At 63.7% G+C, this 17,670-nt stretch carries 15 protein-coding genes; 11 read left to right on the top strand and 4 right to left on the bottom strand.

The genetic code is table 11. The annotated features are described in order from the left end of the window. Nucleotides 1-232: 232 nt before the first annotated feature. Nucleotides 233-1,636: a hypothetical protein gene (locus R0V12_RS07050; RefSeq protein WP_256006000.1), complete on the bottom strand. Its 1,404-nt coding sequence runs from the start codon at nucleotides 1,634-1,636 to the stop codon at nucleotides 233-235. 144 nt (nucleotides 1,637-1,780) lie between these two features. Between R0V12_RS07050 and R0V12_RS07045 the strand changes: the two genes are divergently transcribed. From R0V12_RS07045 to R0V12_RS07020, 6 genes are read left to right on the top strand one after another with little or no spacing between them, the layout of a single operon-like run. Then, a complete protein-coding gene (locus tag R0V12_RS07045; protein ID WP_320072379.1) occupies nucleotides 1,781-4,690 on the top strand; it encodes a DUF4040 family protein in 2,910 nt (969 codons plus the stop codon). Between the two features lie 5 nt (nucleotides 4,691-4,695). Beyond that, nucleotides 4,696-5,124, top strand: coding sequence for a cation:proton antiporter subunit C (locus R0V12_RS07040; RefSeq protein ID WP_256005997.1), 429 nt, complete (start codon nucleotides 4,696-4,698; stop codon nucleotides 5,122-5,124). Beyond that, nucleotides 5,121-6,650 (top strand): monovalent cation/H+ antiporter subunit D family protein, encoded by a 1,530-nt coding sequence (locus R0V12_RS07035; protein ID WP_070477295.1) that lies wholly within the window; start codon nucleotides 5,121-5,123, stop codon nucleotides 6,648-6,650. The genes R0V12_RS07040 and R0V12_RS07035 overlap by 4 nt, the downstream gene beginning before the upstream one ends. A 2-nt stretch (nucleotides 6,651-6,652) precedes the next feature. Then, entirely contained in the window at nucleotides 6,653-7,090 is a 438-nt protein-coding gene (locus R0V12_RS07030; RefSeq protein ID WP_083290792.1) for a monovalent cation/H+ antiporter subunit E, read from the top strand. A 3-nt stretch (nucleotides 7,091-7,093) separates the two neighbouring features. Continuing rightward, nucleotides 7,094-7,360: a cation:proton antiporter gene (locus tag R0V12_RS07025; protein ID WP_070477293.1), complete on the top strand. Its 267-nt coding sequence runs from the start codon at nucleotides 7,094-7,096 to the stop codon at nucleotides 7,358-7,360. Further along, the gene (locus tag R0V12_RS07020) at nucleotides 7,360-7,704 is read left to right on the top strand and encodes a Na+/H+ antiporter subunit G (RefSeq protein WP_070477292.1); all 345 of its coding nucleotides are present in this window, start codon (nucleotides 7,360-7,362) and stop codon (nucleotides 7,702-7,704) included. The genes R0V12_RS07025 and R0V12_RS07020 overlap by 1 nt, the downstream gene beginning before the upstream one ends. 237 nt (nucleotides 7,705-7,941) lie before the next feature. On the opposite strand, the gene R0V12_RS07015 is transcribed toward R0V12_RS07020, so the two are convergent. Next, nucleotides 7,942-9,495 (bottom strand): catalase, encoded by a 1,554-nt coding sequence (locus R0V12_RS07015; RefSeq protein ID WP_320072378.1) that lies wholly within the window; start codon nucleotides 9,493-9,495, stop codon nucleotides 7,942-7,944. Between the two features lie 96 nt (nucleotides 9,496-9,591). On the opposite strand from R0V12_RS07015, the gene R0V12_RS07010 reads away from it, so the two are divergent. The 3 genes from R0V12_RS07010 (at nucleotide 9,592) to R0V12_RS07000 (ending at nucleotide 11,875) form a co-directional block, all read left to right on the top strand. After that, nucleotides 9,592-10,137, top strand: coding sequence for an RNA polymerase sigma factor (locus tag R0V12_RS07010; protein WP_070363268.1), 546 nt, complete (start codon nucleotides 9,592-9,594; stop codon nucleotides 10,135-10,137). A 154-nt stretch (nucleotides 10,138-10,291) separates the two neighbouring features. Next, on the top strand, nucleotides 10,292-10,528 hold the full coding sequence (locus tag R0V12_RS07005) for a helix-turn-helix domain-containing protein (RefSeq protein ID WP_256000666.1): 237 nt from the start codon (nucleotides 10,292-10,294) through the stop codon (nucleotides 10,526-10,528). Between the two features lie 72 nt (nucleotides 10,529-10,600). Continuing rightward, nucleotides 10,601-11,875 carry a YkvI family membrane protein gene (locus tag R0V12_RS07000; protein WP_320072377.1) on the top strand — a complete coding sequence of 425 codons (1,275 nt, stop codon included), beginning with the start codon at nucleotides 10,601-10,603 and terminating at the stop codon, nucleotides 11,873-11,875. A gap of 522 nt (nucleotides 11,876-12,397) precedes the next feature. On the opposite strand, the gene R0V12_RS06995 is transcribed toward R0V12_RS07000, so the two are convergent. Then, on the bottom strand, nucleotides 12,398-13,432 hold the full coding sequence (locus R0V12_RS06995) for an aspartate-semialdehyde dehydrogenase (protein WP_311475753.1): 1,035 nt from the start codon (nucleotides 13,430-13,432) through the stop codon (nucleotides 12,398-12,400). Between the two features lie 15 nt (nucleotides 13,433-13,447). Further along, the gene (locus R0V12_RS06990; protein WP_070363272.1) at nucleotides 13,448-14,713 is read right to left on the bottom strand and encodes an aspartate kinase; all 1,266 of its coding nucleotides are present in this window, start codon (nucleotides 14,711-14,713) and stop codon (nucleotides 13,448-13,450) included. Nucleotides 14,714-14,828: 115 nt separating this feature from the next. Between R0V12_RS06990 and R0V12_RS06985 the strand changes: the two genes are divergently transcribed. After that, nucleotides 14,829-15,686, top strand: a complete 858-nt coding sequence (locus R0V12_RS06985; protein ID WP_320072376.1) for a DMT family transporter — start codon at nucleotides 14,829-14,831, stop codon at nucleotides 15,684-15,686. 151 nt (nucleotides 15,687-15,837) lie between these two features. Beyond that, entirely contained in the window at nucleotides 15,838-17,598 is a 1,761-nt protein-coding gene (leuA, locus tag R0V12_RS06980; RefSeq protein WP_320072375.1) for a 2-isopropylmalate synthase, read from the top strand. The last annotated feature ends 72 nt before the right edge of the window (nucleotides 17,599-17,670 follow it).

The following is a 17,670-nucleotide window of genomic DNA, read 5'->3' as shown; positions in this document are numbered from 1 at the left end:
AGTAACAGCGTAATTCGGGCTGTGTGCTTCGTACACTCTTAACGTTGCATAAGTGGCAATAAGTGAAGGCCCCGCCAGCCGAAGCCGACGGGGCCTTCCCCATCCCTAACCCCTTTCTTGCCCACAATGGGCGAAAGGAGACCACTCAATCCAAGCCCCTATTACTTGAAATGAGCACCGCTAGATTAACACAAACCCATCCGAAAGTAGGAACCATGTCCGTGTGCTCGGATTATTCCTCCACGTGAACCGCAACGTCACGTCGCTGCGGTACTCCGCCCAGCAGCCCGACCGCCGCGACGAGCGCGCTCATAGCGATACCAATCCATAGTGCCTGCGCAGAGCCGTTATTGCCCGCGCTCGAGAGCGACGCGGCCAGCCAGTGCATCGGCATCGCCGAAGAAAGTGCCTCGAGGACCCCACTAACAGGGGCAGCCGCGGCGGCTTTCCAAACCCACCCGACTACCCCCATCTGAAGAATTATCAGGATTGCGGCAACCAGACTCCCCCATCCGCGGCCAAACAGCGCCGCGAGCGCCGTCGTCACACCAACGGAGGCGGCCGCACCGCACAGCAGCGCGAGAGCCGCGATCCCCAGAGCGGCCGGGCTCAGGTTGTGGCCGAGGATGAACACCAGCACCCAACCAGCAACCGCCAGGAGCACGACGCCTAGCTCCAGCGCCAGCCAGCGCCTCGTGCGGGACATCCACGCCGCCGCGGCGACGCCAACACCGCCCAGCCCCACGAGCGCCGCGACCAGCATCGCCGCGACCGGAGCCAGCGAGGACTCCTGCGGCTCCTGCGCCTCCGCACCCGCCTGCGCCGCCGCCGGCGCCGGGAGCGCGCCACGCACCGCGCGAATCTGGTCGGCGGTCAGGTTCGCCATGTGGTCAATCTTTGCGACACCCTCATCAAGCTGTGCAATACCGCCGACCGCGCCCTGCGCCTCGTTATTGAGCTGAGTCAGTCCACTCGCCAGCTGCTGGGCGCCGTTCGTGGCCGTGTAGACGCCGTCGTGGTAGGCGTAGCCCGGCACCGCTAGCTGGTTGGCTACCTCGCGGGAGCCGTCGCGCAGCTTGTTCATCTGGGCGACAACCTCCGGCGGCAACTGGGCATTGTCCGCCTGGACCTTCAGTTGTTGAAGCTGCTCGCGTGCGGCGATGACGTCCGGGTCCTTGGAGGCCTTCGTCGATACGAGGGCGCGGTCGATGGCAGCCGTGACCTGGCCACGCACCGCGTCGAAGGCCGTGGCCTGCTCAACAACCTGGCCAATCGCGTCCGCGACCTCCGTCGCGCCACCCCCGAGCTGGCCCGTCGCCGCCTGTAGCTGCACCATCCCGGCCGACAACTCCTGCGCACCAGCCTGCGCCTGGGAGATCGCGGCGACGAGTTCGTCGGCGCCGCCGGTGAGTTGGGAGGTGCCGTCGACAAGCTCTTTGGTGCCCTGCGTGAGAAAGCCCGCCTGCGTGTTGGCCTCCCCCGCCGCGCGGCGCGCCTCGTTCGGGTTGCCGCGATCCGACGGCAGCTGCGGCGCGCTGGCGTCCCCCTGCGTGGACATCCAGGTACTCACCGGACTCAACGGCAGGAACGCCGCAACAATACACACCAACAACACACACAACACGCGCCACTTCATGGTGCACAATGTAACCCCTGCAACTGCATGAATGCTGGAAGGCACACCGCACGCTCCCAAAGATGTTGTGGCCTTGTCCAAGCTTGTTGCTACCCTTTAAAGCAACTGACAGTTTTCAAATCCCAAACTCAGAGAGGGTTCACCATGGCACTACCTCTCGTGCTCGCATTCGTGGCCGCGACGGTTCCGCTATCGCCGCTGCTCGTGCGAGTTTTCGACAGGAAAGCAGGCTGGCCGCTGGCGCTCCTGCTGTTCGCCGCAGCGGTCACGCTGGGCCGCGAATTTCCTAACATTTCCCAAGGCAACGTGGAAACGTGGTCCCTTACATGGGCCAACGACATCCTCGGGCCCGGCACCGAAATCGCGTTCTCACTGCGCGCGGACGGCCTGAGCATCTTCTTTGCGTTGCTCGCGCTCGTCATTGGCGGCATTGTCCTTATATATTCGGCCGCATACCTGCCGAAGCGCGAGGGCAACACCAGCTTCTACACCATCATGACGGCGTTTACCCTCTCGGTGCTGCTGCTCGTGCTTGCGGACGACACCGTGCTCCTCTTCATCGGCTGGGAGCTCGTCTCGATCGCGTCCTTCATGCTCATCGCCCGCTCCGGCTCCGGCGGCGAGGCCGGCTCCTACCGCACGCTCATCCTGACCTTCTTCGGCGGGCTGACGCTGCTGGCGGGCCTGGCGGTCGTCTCCGTCGCGGCAGGAACGACGCAGCTCAGCGCAGTGCTCGCGTCGCCGGTCTGGGCGCAGTCGCCGGGGCTGACCACCACGGTGGCACTGCTCATCGGCTTCTCCGCCTTCACCAAGGCCGCGCAATTCCCCTTCCACTTCTGGCTGCCTGAAGCCATGGCGGCAGCCACGCCAGTCTCCGCGTTCCTGCACGCGGCGGCAGTGGTCAAGGCGGGCGTCTACGTCCTGCTGCGCTTCTCCACCATCTTCCACGACGTCACCGCGTGGAACACGCTGCTGCTGGTCACCGGCCTGTTTACCGCGCTGATGTCGGCAGCCTTCGCCATTACGAAGACGGACCTGAAGCACCTGACGGCCTACTCCACGGTTTCCCACCTGGGTTGGATCGTCGCGGCGATCGGCATCGGCACCCCGGCGGCGCTTGCCGCCGCGATGGTGCACACGCTGGCCCACGCGCTGTTCAAGTCCTCCCTGTTCATGCTCATCGGCGTCATTGACCACCAGGCCGGCTCCCGCGACATCCGCCGCCTCGGCCAGCTGTACAAGCAGCTGCCGTTCACCTTCGCCTCCACCTGCGTGGCCGCGGCCTCCATGGCCGCCATCCCGCCGCTGTTCGGCTTCATTTCGAAGGAATCCATCCTCACGGCGTTCGACGCCACAAGCTTCGGCCCGCTGCTGCTCGCCATCGCCGGGCTTGCCGCCCTGCTGACCTTCATCTACTCGGCGAAGATCGTCTTCGGCGCATTTATCGACGGCACCAAGCCCATGCCGCACGTCACCGAAGCGCCCGTCGCGCTCTGGCTGCCAGCCGCGCTGCCCGGCCTGACCTCCCTGGTCCTGCCGTTCACGCTCGGCTGGGTAGACAACCCGATCAACGCGGGCGTGCGCACCATCACTGGCGACACCGAGTTCCACTCACACCTGGCACTGTGGCACGGTCTGAACGCGCCATTCATCGTCTCGCTCATCGTGCTCGTGCTGGGTGTTTGCTTCGTCCTCTTCGTGCGCAAACCGTTCTTTGAGGCCGTCGAGAACAAGCAGCTGCTGCCAACCAGCGGCAATGACCTGCTCAACGCCATGGTCCGCGGGCTTTCCAAGGTGGGCCGCTGGCTCGGCGCGATGGCGGACACGTTCAACCCGTCGCGCCACCTGCTGCCGACAGTGCTGTGCATCCTCGTCCTCGGCGTGAGCACCGCGGTGTTCACCGAGGGTGTCGACGGCATGCCACTCGCACCGCGCGCCGAAGGCATCGACGTGTGGTGGGACCTCATCCCATTCGCCATCATCACCCTGTCCGTCATCGGCCTGGTGCGCACCCGCTCCCGCCTCGCCGCGGCGGTACTGCTGGGCACCACCGGCGTGGGCATGACGCTGCAGATGCTCATGCTCGGCGCACCCGACGTGGCGCTGACCCAGTTCCTCGTCGAGTCGCTGACCGTCGTGATCATCATGGTGGTGCTGCGCTACCAGCCACGCACCTTCCCCAAGACCCCGACCTCACGCAAGGTCTTCGCGGCCGTCGTCGCTGCCATCGCCGGCGTGGTCGCCTTCCTCGGCGTCTACGCCCTGCTGGGCCGCCACGACCGCTCCGACCTCGCCCTGTGGTACCTCACCGAGGGAGGAAAGATGACCAGCGCCGACAACATCGTCGCCGTCATCATCGTTGAGTTCCGTGGCTTCGATACCCTCGGCGAGCTCTCCGTGCTCGGCATGGCGGCAGTGGTCATCGCGGCCGTCGTCCAGTCCATGCCACGCCACATGTTCGAGGCCGGCACCCGCCCACGCCCATTCGGCCAGTCGCAGCTCAACTCGCTGCCACTGCGCAAGGCGTCCGCGCTCGTCGTACCGATCCTCGCACTGCTGTCCGTCCTCATCTTCTTCCGTGGCCACACCGCGCCCGGCGGCGGCTTCGTCGCAGCGCTCGTGCTGGCCACCGCGTTCGGCCTCAACTACCTGTCCCGTGGCGCGGACGCGTACGTCGTCAAGCAACTCACCCCGATCAGGCTGACGGGCTGGGGCATCATCATCGCCATCAGCTCCGGCTTCCTCGGATTCCTCGAAGGCGGATTCATGTACGCCATCCACGGCGAGATCGCCGGACAGCACATGACGACGTCCCTCATCTTCGACTTCGGCATCTACCTCGCCGTGCTCGGGATGGTCACGCAGGCGCTCAACGCGCTCGGCGGCTACCTGCGCCCAGGCACCGACATCTCCGACCTCACCTACACCCGTGGCGGCGAGAACCCACTGCCGGACGTGCCAGAGCCAGAGGCGCCCGCCGAGCCTGTCGACGCCCACCCAGCACCACTCAACCCCGCGGAAAGCCCGCGCCCAGTTACCACGAAGGAGCTGTAAACCACATGGTCATGGCACTTACCATCGCGGTCCTGGTTGCAGGGTCCGTCTACATGATCCTGCAGCGCGGCATGGTCCGCATCATCTTCGGCATGTCCCTCTTCGGGCACGCCTCCAACCTGACGCTGCTTGCCACCGGCGTCGGCGCCTGGCGCGGCGAGGCATTCCCCTCCCGCACCGCCTTCGCCGACTTGTCCGACCCACTCCCGCAGGCCTTCGTGCTCACCGCCATCGTCATCGCCATGGCGACGACCACGATCCTGCTCATGCTGGCGTCCCTCGGCAAGGATGACGACACCATGGACAACCCGACCGGCGTCGCAGGCACCTACGACCTCATGCGCCTGAGCCCGTCCGCGCTGTCCACCGCAGGCCGCACCGCGCGCCTCAACCCGAACAAGATGAACAACACGGAAGGAGCACCACGCGCATGAGTGCGGACGCAATCCTCCCAGTCTTCGTCGCGCTGCCGCTCATCATGGCGGCGGTGACGACGCTCAGTCCCTGGAAGCGCGGCAACGACGCCCTGGGCCTCATCATCCCCGCTATCAACCTCGGCCTGGCCATTTGGCTGTACAGCTACACCGCCGAGCACGGCACCATCTCCCACGTCATCGGCCTGTACCAGGGTGGCGTCGGCATCTCCTTTGCTGCCGACCAGTTCTCGGCCATCATGCTGATCACCACCATGATCGTGGCGCTGACCTCCAACTGGTTCGCCAGCGTGGCCGGTGAAACCCAGGCGCGCTACTTCACGCCGCTAACCCTGGTGCTTATCACCGGTGTCTCCGGCGCACTGCTCACCGCGGACCTGTTCAACTTCTTCGTCATGATCGAGGTCATGCTGCTGCCGTCCTACGGCCTCATCGCCATGACCGGCACCCGCAACCGCCTGCTGTCCGCCCGCACGTTCGTGCTGGTGAACCTGGCGGCGTCGACACTGCTCGTGATGGGCGTGGGCTACATCTACGGTGTTGCCGGCGCCGTCAACATCGCCGCCCTGCGCGGCGCCGCGGCCGGCAACGGACCGATCACCGTGGCCACCGGCCTGGTCGTCATCGCCATCGCCGCCAAAGCCGGCGTCTTCCCGGTCCATACCTGGCTGCCACGCACCTACCCCTCCACCAGTGCCGCCGTCATGGGCCTGTTCTCCGGCCTGCACACCAAGGTGGCCGTCTACATGCTCTTCCGCATCTGGGTGGTCATCTTCGACATGGACGCGCGCTGGAACGCACTGATCATCGTCATCATGGTGATCTCGATGCTCATCGGTGGCTTCGCCGGCCTTGCCGAGCACACCATGCGCCGCGTCCTGGGCTACCAGATGGTCAACGGCATGCCGTTCATCCTCATCATGCTGGCCTTTACTAACGACGACGCCCGCTACGCCCTCGCCGCCGGCCTCATGTACACGCTGCACCACATGATCACCATCGCAGCACTCGTGCTCAACGTCGGTGCCATCGAGGAAACCTACGGCACCGGCACCATCTCGAAGCTGTCCGGCCTCGCACGCCGCGACCCGCTGACCTCCGCCGTCTTCGTCGCCGGCGCGTTCTCCATCGTCGGCTTCCCGCCGTTCTCCGGCCTCTTCGGCAAAGTCACCATCGTGCTCGCCGCCGCTACACCCGGCGACTGGCGCTCCTGGGTGGCAATCACCACCATCATCGTCGCGTCCTTCGGTGCGCTGCTGTCCATGATGCGCGTCTGGAAGCGCGTCTTCTGGGGCCGCCCAATGCAGCACTACCCGAAGGCCCTCAACGTCCGCGCGAAGCTGCTCGCACCGTCCGCGCTGCTCATGTTCATGTCCCTCGGCATGTTCATCGGCGCCGGCCCACTCTGGGCAGCCAGCACCGCGGCCGTCGACAGCCTTCTCGACGTCGACTCCTACACCACCGCCGTCCTCGGCGACGACGCCATCGGCATCCCCGATGTGGACACCCTCCAAGGAGGTAACTAACCATGCTGCAACGCTTCGCACACGGCGTGGGCTACACCGCCTGGCTCATCAAAGAAATCTTCGCCTCCGGCTTCAGCGCAGCCGCCGCCGCGTTCAAGCCCAACACCGGGCTGGACCCGATCATCATCTACTACCCGCTGCGCCTGACCACCGACTGGCAGATCTTCTGGTACTCCACCTCCATCACCGTCACCCCGGGCACGCTGTCCCTCGGACTGCGCTACCCCGCCCAGGAAGGCGGCCCGATCGTGTTGCTGGTACAGGCCGCGTTCGGCAGCGACCCTTTAGAGCAGATCGCCGGCCTCATCGACATGGAAGAGCGCATCAACCCGGCAGTCAAAGCCACCCCGCTGGACCCCGCATCCATCGGGTGGGACCACTACGTGGACCTCGGCGACCCCGACGACCACACCCTGCCACCAGCGGAAAGGATGGACTAGAACATGTTTGAAACAATTCTCATGGGCTGCGTCATCGTCATGGCGCTCAGCCTGCTCGTCGGCCTCGCTGGTCTGATCCTGGTGAAGGACGAACTTTCCCGCGCCGTCATGGCCGACCTCATCTTCTACGCCATGGTCACTATCTTCCTCGTCTGGTCCATCTGGACCCCGACCATGATCGGCTACGAAATCGCCATCCTCGCAGGCCTTGTCTGTGGCGTCATCCCGACCATCTCCATGGCCCGCATCATCACGAGAGGACGCCGCTAATGACCATCATCGAAATCATCGTCGCAGCGCTCGTCATCGTGGCCACCCTGCTCGTGGTCGCCACCGCGCTCCTGCAACTACGCGCCCCCGACGCCCTGACCCGCGCGAACCTGCTCGGCCCAACCGTCTGCCTGGCCTTTCCGATCCTGGTCGTTGCCAAGCTGATCTGGTCCTGGTCCACCACCGGATTCGACCTCAACGACTTCCTCCGCGCCATCATCGCCATCGCCGGCGTATGGATCGTCGGCTCCGTCGGCTCCTTCATCATGGGCCGCACCCTCTACGGCGTGACCGTCTCCGATAAGCGCGACCGGCACCCAAACCGGCCGAACCACCGGATTTAGGTTCCGGTTCTGGGGTTTGCTGGCGCCCAAAACCATTCATAGCGTGGGCTTAAAGGAGTGCGATGCAGGTCGCGCATTTTCACCCACCCGGGCCGATTTTCGGTGACCAGCATCGCACTCCATTAACACCTCGACACGAACAAAACGCTCGGGGTGGCGCCGTGTCTGTACCCCACAAACACCAAAACCCGCCGGGGCGTCACCGTCCTGGCGGGCTTAAATCGTTAAGGGTTACTTCTACTGCTCAGCGCGCTTAGCGGCGAGGGACTCGCGGACCTTGGTCTCCAGGTCAGCGTCGACCTTGCCCCAGTATTCGTAGACGCGCTCCTCGATCTCCTTGTTGGTGATCGCCATCATCTTGTTGGTGATGTTGTGCACGAAGCGTTCCTTGGCGGCGTCGTCGAAGACGTCGCGGTAGAGGGTGCCGGCCTGGCCGAAGTCGTCATCCTCTGGGTGCTTGACGTAGGCGGCGCGCACCAGGTCGGTGCCCTCCGGGTCCGGGTTGATGTACAGGTTCTCGGCGAGGCCGAGGTCCTGGCCGCTGGCGGAGGTTTCGCCGTCGTCGAGGTAGCCGGCGCCCTTCTCGTAGGAGTTCGGGCTGTAGTTTGGTTCGTTCTCTTCGTTGAAGAAGTATGCCATGGAGCCGCGCTCTGCGTAGGTGTTCACCTCGTTGATCGGGCGGTTGACCGGCAGATCCTTGTAGTTGGCGCCGATGCGGTAGCGCTGCTGGTCAGCGTACGCAAAGACGCGGGCCTGAAGCATGCGGTCTGGGGACAGGCCGACACCTGGGACCAAGTTGGCTGGGTCGAGTGCCAGCTGCTCGATCTGTGCGTGGAAGTTCTTCGGGTTGCGGTTGAGGACGAAGTAGCCGACGTCGATAAGCGGGTAGTCCTTCTGCGACCACGTCTTGGTGAGGTCGAACGGGTTGAAGCGGTAGTCTTTCGCTTCCTCGAACGGCATGATCTGGACCTTGACGTCCCAGATTGGGTAGTCCCCCTCCTTGATGGCATTGAAGAGGTCCTCGCGCTGGAAGTCCGGGTCCGTGCCGGCCTTCTCGGTGGCTTCTTCGTCGGTGAAGCATTCCCAGCCCTGGCGGGTCTTGAAGTGGTACTTGACCCAAACTGGGATGCCTTTCTCGTTGATCCACTGGAAGGTGTGGGAACCGAATCCGTCCTGGTGGCGGGAGGTCTTCGGAGTGCCGCGGTCGCCGAGTAGGTAGGTCACCTGGTGGGCGGATTCAGGGGTGCGGGTCCAGAAGTCCCACTGCATCTCGTCATCGCGCAGGCCGGAGTTCGGCTGGCGCTTCTGGGAGTGGATGAAGTCCGGGAACTTGATGCCGTCGCGCAGGAAGAACGTCGGGGTGTTATTGCCGACAATGTCATAGTTGCCGTCTTCGGTGTAGAAGCGCAGTGCGAAACCGTGAACGTCACGCCAAGTGTCTGGGGAGCCTGCCTCACCAGCAACGGTGGAGAAGCGTGCAGCCATCGGGGTGACGGTGCCAGGCTGGAAGAGCTTCGCCTTCGTGTACTTGGACACGTCCTCGGTGATGTGCAGCTCACCGAATGCTCCGTGGCCCTTCGCGTGTGGAATACGTTCGGGGACATTCTCGCGGTTGAAGTGCGCAAGCTTCTCGATGAGGTGAATGTCATCCAGGACATTCGCGCCCTGACGGCCCTGCGTAACACTCACGTTTTCCGATGGGACGGGCTGGCCGCCGAGCTGAGTGGTTTGACCTTTGCCCGCTGGACGTTCGCCGTTCGAAAGGATGTGGTCTACGTTCTTCTCTGCCATTGTTAGGCCCTCCTTATTGTTAGGGTTCGATTTATACAGTACGCGAATATCAGAGTGGCATCAAGGGTTTTTCCAATACTGGTACCCTTTTTATTCGTGAACAGCAGCGATAGCCAGTACGTCACCGACCTCGCCCTCCGGGCCGGCCGGGGCGACAAAGCTGCCCTCACCGACTTCATCGCCGCCACCCAAGACGACGTCTGGCGCCTCCTCGCCCACCTCGCAGGACACGATGCCGCCGACGACCTCACCCAAGAGACCTACCTGCGCGCCCTCGGCGCCCTCCCGCGCTTCGCCGGCCGCTCCACCGCCCGCACGTGGCTCCTCTCCATCGCGCGCCGCACCTGGATCGACTCCGTGCGCCACGACCGCAGCCGCCCGCGCGCCACCAACAGTGACTACGACGACGTCGCCAACCAACAGCCCAGCACCGACGACCCGAACCTGTGGCCCGAAGTTATCGACGCCCACAACCTCCTCAACGAACTCGCCCCCGACAGGCGCGAAGCCATCGTCCTCACGCAAGTGCTCGGCTACAGCTACGAGGAAGCCGCCAAAATCGCTGGCGTGCGCATCGGGACCATCCGCTCCCGCGTCGCCCGCGCCCGAAAAGACATCATGCGACTCACTGAACAGACCTAGTTCATAATCCCATTTTTCGTTTATTGCACAGCAGGCCCTCGAAGACCTTGACATCGCGCTTTCACAACCCCACTCGAGCAGCGTCGACATTGTCGTCGATGGGTCCCAGCAGCCGATACGCATTCCACGATCCGCTGCCTCTGCACTACGCGAAGTGCTCGCCAACGAGGCGGAGGGCAGGCCGGTTGAAATTGTTCCGGTACAAAAAGAGCTCACCACCCAGCAGGCGGCGGACCTCCTCCACGTGTCCAGACCTCACGTCGTGAAGCTCATCGACACCGGCCAATTAGCCGGCCACAAAGTCGGGGCGCACCGGCGCCTCTACGCCGACGACGTCTTCGCATTCAAACGCAAAAGGGACGCAGCGCAGCGCGCCAACACGGACGAATGATCCACCTGGAACCAAACCAAAAAGGTTCCGAATTCACCGACCAGGCCCAACCCATCAACTACACTGCCTTTTATGATTCGAAACGCAATAGCGATCTCCTTTGCCTTCATCGGCATCGTTGTCGGCGCCGGGTTTGCGTCCGGGCAGGAAGCGATGCAGTACTTCGTCGCCTTCGGCACACAAGGCATATGGGGAGCACTCTTGAGCTCGGCCCTGATGCTGGTCGGCGGCATCTCCATCCTCCAGCTTGGCTCCTACTTCCAGGCGACTGAACACATGGAAGTGCTCGGTAACATCACCGGCAAGGTCATGGGCTGGGTTCTGGACATCTCGACGATCATCACGCTGTTCTCCATCGGGTTCATCATGTTCGCAGGTGCGGGTGCGAACCTGAACCAGCAGTTCGGTATCCCGGTCTGGATCGGCGCGGTCATCATGCTGGCAATGGTGCTCGGCGTGGGCATGCTGGACGTCAATAAGGTGACCAGCGCAATCGGCATCCTCACCCCGTTCCTCCTGATCTTCGTGATCGGCGGCTGCACCTGGACCATCGTCAACGCGCAGCCAGACTGGGACAGCATCAACATCGCGGCCCAGGACGTCGCAACCGAGCTGCCAAACTGGTGGATCGCCGCACTGAACTACACCGGTCTGAACTTCATCTGCGTTGTGTCCATGGCGGTCGTCATCGGCGGCAACTACCTCGACCCGCGCGAAACCGGCCTCGGCGGCCTCTTCGGCGGCATTGCCTACCTCGCGATGCTGCTCCTGCTCGGCATGGGCCTCATGGTCAGCATCAGCGACGTCAACGGCCACGACATGCCGATGCTCACCCTCATCAACAACATCAACCCAACACTCGGCCTCATCATGACCTTCGTGATCTTCGGCATGATCTTCGCCACCTCGTTGGGCATGTTCTACGCCCTGGGCAAGCGCCTGGCACGCGGTCGCCAGCAGAAGTTCCGCGTCATCTACATCTCCGCGTGCCTGATCGGGTTCGTCCTGTCCTTCGTCGGCTTCAAGGACTTAATCTCGTTCGTCTACCCGATCCTGGGCTACCTGGGCCTGGTACTCATCGTCGTGGTCACATTAGCCCGCATCCGCGGCTCGGAAACCCTGCGCCACGAAGGCAGCCTGCGACGCCGCGCCCTCGAGCTCATGAAGGACAAACTCGATCCGCGCGTGAAGTTCACCCGCCACGACCAGCGCGAGCTGGACAAGATTACCGAGAAGTCCGTCATGGAAAATAAGGACTTCAAGGAAGCCATGATCGAAGAGGCCGAGCAGGCCCTCGAAGCGGAAGAAGTCCTCGAGACGGAAGAGGCTGAGAGCCAGGCTAAATAATCCTGCCCAGCCAAGTGCCAAGGGACGCAAGATGCGTGCTTTGGCACTTTTTCTTTGGCTCATACAAGGGTGAGCGCACCAAATTCCTGTTTTTCGGAGAGGAGTCGGAACGTTTCCCCAGGTCGTAGGCAGTACTTGATGGAATGTGGTGTCCCCACCACCCGGTCCGACACCAAATTCCCGCTTTCAGGAGCAGCCCTGAGCGTTTCCCCAGGTCGTTGATTCTGCATGGGCGAATTTGGTGTGCACCCAGAGAGGCCAGTGCCAAAGGACGCAACCGGTTTTGGTGCAGCCATTCAACACTGCAGGTCAGCAATGTGCTAGATGTTTTCCGGTGCGTCCATTGGCACTGGCTACCTAGCAACCACACCTCAAACCCAGGATCCAAGAAAGTATTGGGGCATTTCCCTGGTCACGGACCGGCCTGCCCCAAAAGCCGAAGCAGAAAAGCGGCCCCGCCAGGGAACAAACCCCAGGGGACCGCCTCAAGCGCCCTCAAGCGCCCTCAAGAAGCCAGAGAAGCTACTTCACAAGCAGCTCCGCGATCTGAATCGTGTTCAGTGCGGCGCCCTTGCGCAGGTTGTCGCCGGAGACGACGAACACGAGGCCGCGGTTGCCGTCGACGGCCTGGTCCTGGCGGATGCGACCGACGAGGGAATCGTCCTTGCCGGCGGCGGCGAGAGGGGTCGGTACGTCGACGACGGTGACGCCCGGCGCGGCCTCCAGGACGGCGCGAGCCTGGTCAGGGGTGATTTCCTTTTCAAACTCGGCGTGGACGACCATGGTGTGCCCGGTGAACACTGGGACGCGGACGCAGGTGCCGGAGACGCGCAGGTCTGGGATGGAGAGGATCTTGCGCGATTCGTTGCGGAGTTTCTGCTCCTCGTCGGTTTCTTCGGTGCCGTCGTCGACGAGGTTGCCGGCGAGTGGCAGCGCGTTGAAGGCGATCGGCGCGACGTATGGGCCGAGCTCCTCGGGCTGGAGGAGGGAGCCGTCGAGGGCGAGTTCGGTGTTGCGCTCGCCGATTTCGGCGACCTGGTTTGCAAGCGCCTGCACACCGGCGAGGCCGGAGCCGGATACGGCCTGGTAGGAGGCTACGCGCATGGTGTGAAGGCCGGCGGCGTCGTGGAGTGCCTTGGCCACGGGCATGATTGCCATGGTGGTGCAGTTCGGGTTCGCGATGATGCCCTTGGCTGGCGCCTTGGCTTCGTCGGGGTTGACCTCGGAGACGATGAGGGGGACGTCGTCGTCCTTGCGCCACGCGGAGGAGTTGTCTACGACGGTGGCGCCGGCGGCTGCGAAGACTGGGGCCCACTGCTTGGAGGTGCCGCCGCCTGCGGAGAAGAGCGCAATGTCGACGTCGGCGACGGAGTCTTCGGTGACCTGCGTGAGGTCTTCGACGACGACATCCTGGCCGCGGTATTCGAGGTGCTTGCCCGCGGAGCGTGGTGACGCGAAGAAGCGCACCTTGTCCGCTGGGAAGTCTCGTTCGGCGAGGATTTCGCGCATGACGCGGCCGACCTGGCCGGTTGCACCTACTACTGCGATGGTGGTCATGAAGTGTGTCCTTTCTTAGCGTCCGGTGCCAGCGTAGACGATGGCTGGTTCGTCGCCGCCGAGTTCGAACTTGTCGTGGATAGCGCGGGTGGCTTCCTCGAGGTCGATTTCGCGTACAACGGCAGTGATGCGGATTTCGGAGGTGGTGATCATGTCGATGTTCACGCCGGCGTCGCGAAGTGCTTCGGTGAAGTCGGCGGTGACGCCCGGGTGGGTCTTCATGCCTGCACCGATGAGGGACACCTTGCCAATCTGGTCGTTGTAGGTGATGTTGTCCCAGCCTTCTTTCGCCTGGAGGGCCTTGAGCAGTTCCATGGCGCGGGGGCCGTCGGCAATTGGGAGGGTGAAGGTGATGTCGGTGGTCAGGTTGTGGAGGCTGGAGATGTTCTGCAGCACCATGTCGATGTTGATCTCGTTGTCGGCGAGGACGCGGAACACCTTGGCGGCCTCCCCTGGCAGGTCCTTGACGCCGAGGATGGTGATTTTCGCTTCGGAGGCGTCGGTGGCAACGCCGGACAGTACTGCTTCTTCCATGGGGATATCCTCCAATGCTCCGGCGACGAGGGTGCCGGGATCGTTGCTGTATGACGAACGCACCCGCATGGGTACGTTGAATGCGCGCGCATATTCCACACTGCGCAGCACAAGGATTTTCGAGCCGGACGCGGCGAGCTCAAGCATCTCTTCGAAGCAGAGTTTGTCGAGCTTGCGGGCATCGTGGACGATGCGTGGGTCGGCGGTGTAGACGCCGTCGACGTCCGAGTAGATTTCGCACTCGTCGGCGCCGAGGGCGGCGGCGAGGGCGACGGCGGTGGTATCGGACCCGCCGCGGCCGAGGGTGGTGACGTCCTTGGTGTCACGGTTGACGCCCTGGAAGCCGGCGACGATGGCGATGCGGCCGGCGTCGATAGCTTCTTGGACGCGGCCCGGCGTCACCTCAATAATGCGGGCGTTGCCGTGGCGCTCGGTGGTGATGACGCCCGCTTGCGAGCCGGTGAAGGACTGCACATCAGCGCCGAAGGATGCGACCGCCATCGCGACCAGCGAGTTCGAGATGCGCTCGCCTGCGGTGAGCAGCATGTCCATCTCGCGGGCTGGCGGCGTTGGGTTGACGCGGGCGGCGAGGTCCAGCAGCTCGTCGGTGGTGTCGCCCATTGCGGAACACACCACCACGACATCGTGCCCCTGCTTCTTAGTGGCAACGATGCGTTCAGCAACCGCGCGTATGCGGTCGGCGCTTTCGAGGGACGAGCCCCCGTATTTCTGCACGATCAATGCCATGGTAGAACCTTCCATCGGTGTAAAAACTGTCGCGTGAAAATCCGCACTATAAGAATAGCGTCCCAAAAACGACTATGGGGCGACATGGCACAGAAAATTAGTATTATCGTTGACCATGCAGAACGACTTCCTTGCGATTAGCTTTGCGCTCACGTCTGCGCTGCTCATCGCGGTGGGAACGGTGTGGCGCCACCGCATCTTGCGCGCCGGCCGCTCCACAACGGAGGTCAATCCCTCACCGCTTTCTTCTTTGCGACGCCCCGCCTGGTGGGCATCGCTCGCCCTTGCGCTGGCCGCGTACGGATTTCAGGCGCTGGCGCTGGCGTTCGGATCCCTGCTGGTAGTCCAGCCGATTCTGGTGCTGTCACTGATGTTCACGCTGCTGCTTTCGGCGCGCGTGGAGCACCGCACAATGTCGCCGCAGGGCACGGCGTGGGCGACGCTGCTGACCATTTTCGTTGCGGTGGTGATCCTGGTGGGCCGCCCGGTGCCGGGCACCGCCCCGCCGGGAATGGTCGGCTGGGTGCTGGCAATCGGGGTTGGGCTGGCCTGGATGGTCGGGACGGTCGCGTTCGCCCGCACCCGTGGCGCCGCTACGCAGGCGCTGGCCTACGGCATCCTGTGCGGCGCGATCTTCGGCTACCTGGCGGTGTTTTCCAAGGTGGCTGTGGACGCCTACGTACACGGCGGAGTCGTTGGACTTGTGGAGTCGTGGCAGTTCTGGGCCATGCTGGCCTGCGCGGTGCTGGGCACGGCAGTGCAGCAGTTCGCGTTCGGCGCCAGCAAGCTGGCCACCACGCTGCCGGCCATGAAGGTTGTTGAGCCGCTGGTAGCGCTCACCTTGGGCATCGTGCTGCTTGGGGAGAACTTCGCCGTGTCCAGTGTTGGGGGTTGGGTGGCGATAGTGGCGTCGATAATTATGATGCTGGCCAGCGCGGCGATGCTCACACGGGTCAGTATTCAAGTGGGATAGGCGCAAACCGTGTATGCTTTGGCGCATGTCACATCAGCTGCTGCTCCTAATCTGCCGCGGCGGGATACAGGCCTCGTTGTAACACGGCCGGCGCCCGTCGCGGAGTTTGTGCACGCCGACCGTGAAACTCGCCACGAAGGAGAACAGCCCAATGACCACCCAACCAGCCTGGAATAAGCAGCAGCCATCGAAGATGCCAGCGCACCGCTACCTGCCGTTTGCGCAGGAGGTAGAGCCTATCCGCCTGCCGGATCGCACCTGGCCAGACGCCACCATCACGCACGCGCCACAGTGGTGCGCGGTGGACCTGCGCGACGGCAACCAGGCCCTGATTGACCCGATGAACCCGGAGCGCAAGCGCCGCATGTTCAACCTGCTGGTGGAGATGGGTTACAAGGAGATCGAGGTGGGCTTCCCGTCCGCCTCGCAGACTGACTTCAACTTTGTGCGCGAGATCATCGAGCAGGACATGATCCCGGATGACGTCACCATCCAGGTGCTGGTACAGGCCCGTGAGCACCTGATTCATCGCACGTTCGAGGCGTGCTCGGGCGCGAAGAACGTGATCGTGCACTTCTACAACTCGACGTCGAAGCTGCAGCGCGAAGTGGTGTTCCGGAAAGACCGCCCGGCGATCAAGAAACTGGCGACGGACGCGGCGGAGCTGATCAAGGGCATCGCGAAGGATTATCCGGACACGAACTGGCGCTGGCAGTACTCGCCGGAGTCCTTCACCGGCACTGAGCTGGACTTTGCGGTTGAGGTGTGCGACGCCGTCGTCGAGATCATGGACGCGACCCCTGAGCAGCCGATGATCATCAACCTGCCGGCGACCGTCGAAATGATTACCCCAAATGTGTATGCGGACTCGGTGGAGTGGATGCACCGCAACCTGCAGCGCCGCGACTCCATCATCCTGTCGCTGCACCCCCACAACGACCGCGGTGAAGGCATCGCCGCGGCCGAGCTGGGCTACATGGCGGGCGCGGACCGCATCGAAGGCTGCCTGTTCGGCAACGGTGAGCGCACCGGCAACGTCGACCTGGTCACGCTGGGCCTGAACATGCTGACGCAGGGCGTCGACCCGCAGATCGACTTCTCTGATATCCAGCGCATCCGCGACGTCGTGGAGTACTGCAACCAGCTGCGCGTCCCCGAGCGCCACCCATACGGCGGCGACCTGGTCTTCACGGCGTTCTCCGGCTCGCACCAGGACGCTATTAATAAAGGCCTGGACGCACTGGCGAGCAAGGTGCGCCCCGGCGCGAACTCCACTGAGGTGCAGTGGGAAGAGCTGCGCGAGACGGTCTGGGAGGTCCCATACCTGCCGATCGACCCGAAGGATGTGGGCCGCGACTACGAGGCCGTCATCCGCGTCAACTCCCAGTCCGGCAAGGGTGGCGTTGCCTACATCATGAAGACGGACCACGGCATCGATATGCCGAAGGCGATGCAGCCGGAGTTCTCGGCGGTGGTGCAGAACATCACCGACAACGAGGGCGGCGAGGTCAACTCGAAGAACATGTGGGACATCTTCGCCACGACCTACCTGGACCCAGATTCGCCACTGGAGCTGCACTCCTTCCGCACGTCGGATGAGGAGGGCAAGGACGCCACGACGACCGGGATCCGCGCGCGCGTGACCTACAACGGCCAGGACCACGAAGTCACGGGTGTCGGCAACGGCCCGATCGCGGCGTTCGCGAACGCTCTGGAGAACATCGGCATCAACGTCGAGGTGCAGGACTACTCGCAGCGCGCCCGCTCCGCGGGTGACGACGCCAACGCGGCCTGCTACATCTACGCGGATGTCGACGGCAAGCGTGCGTGGGGCGCTGGCGTGGCAGGATCGACGACGTTGGCGTCGATGCAGGCCATCGTGTCCGCGGTGAACCGCTCGACCGTCGCCTAACACTACCCCCCGTCAGGGGGGTCGTTCTGCCTGGTGGACTGAGATGCGAGTGATAAAGCGCGCTCACTTCTC

This window comes from Corynebacterium sp. UMB2355A (assembly GCF_033877495.1).
Taxonomy (GTDB): Bacteria; Actinomycetota; Actinomycetes; order Mycobacteriales; family Mycobacteriaceae; genus Corynebacterium; species Corynebacterium pseudogenitalium.
This window is presented reverse-complemented; position numbering and strand designations above follow the sequence as displayed.

Bases quoted from the DNA above. Each gene is read 5' to 3' on its own strand.
- R0V12_RS06995 (WP_311475753.1), bottom strand. From the start codon at position 13,432: ATGACCACCATCGCAGTAGTAGGTGCAACCGGCCAGGTCGGCCGCGTC.
- R0V12_RS07020 (WP_070477292.1), top strand. From the start codon at position 7,360: ATGACCATCATCGAAATCATCGTCGCAGCGCTCGTCATCGTGGCCACC.
- R0V12_RS07025 (WP_070477293.1), top strand. From the start codon at position 7,094: ATGTTTGAAACAATTCTCATGGGCTGCGTCATCGTCATGGCGCTCAGC.
- leuA (WP_320072375.1), top strand. From the start codon at position 15,838: ATGACCACCCAACCAGCCTGGAATAAGCAGCAGCCATCGAAGATGCCA.
- R0V12_RS07030 (WP_083290792.1), top strand. From the start codon at position 6,653: ATGCTGCAACGCTTCGCACACGGCGTGGGCTACACCGCCTGGCTCATC.
- R0V12_RS07015 (WP_320072378.1), bottom strand. From the start codon at position 9,495: ATGGCAGAGAAGAACGTAGACCACATCCTTTCGAACGGCGAACGTCCA.
- R0V12_RS07035 (WP_070477295.1), top strand. From the start codon at position 5,121: ATGAGTGCGGACGCAATCCTCCCAGTCTTCGTCGCGCTGCCGCTCATC.
- R0V12_RS06985 (WP_320072376.1), top strand. From the start codon at position 14,829: ATGCAGAACGACTTCCTTGCGATTAGCTTTGCGCTCACGTCTGCGCTG.
- R0V12_RS07000 (WP_320072377.1), top strand. From the start codon at position 10,601: ATGATTCGAAACGCAATAGCGATCTCCTTTGCCTTCATCGGCATCGTT.
- R0V12_RS06990 (WP_070363272.1), bottom strand. From the start codon at position 14,713: ATGGCATTGATCGTGCAGAAATACGGGGGCTCGTCCCTCGAAAGCGCC.
- R0V12_RS07045 (WP_320072379.1), top strand. From the start codon at position 1,781: ATGGCACTACCTCTCGTGCTCGCATTCGTGGCCGCGACGGTTCCGCTA.
- R0V12_RS07050 (WP_256006000.1), bottom strand. From the start codon at position 1,636: ATGAAGTGGCGCGTGTTGTGTGTGTTGTTGGTGTGTATTGTTGCGGCG.
- R0V12_RS07040 (WP_256005997.1), top strand. From the start codon at position 4,696: ATGGTCATGGCACTTACCATCGCGGTCCTGGTTGCAGGGTCCGTCTAC.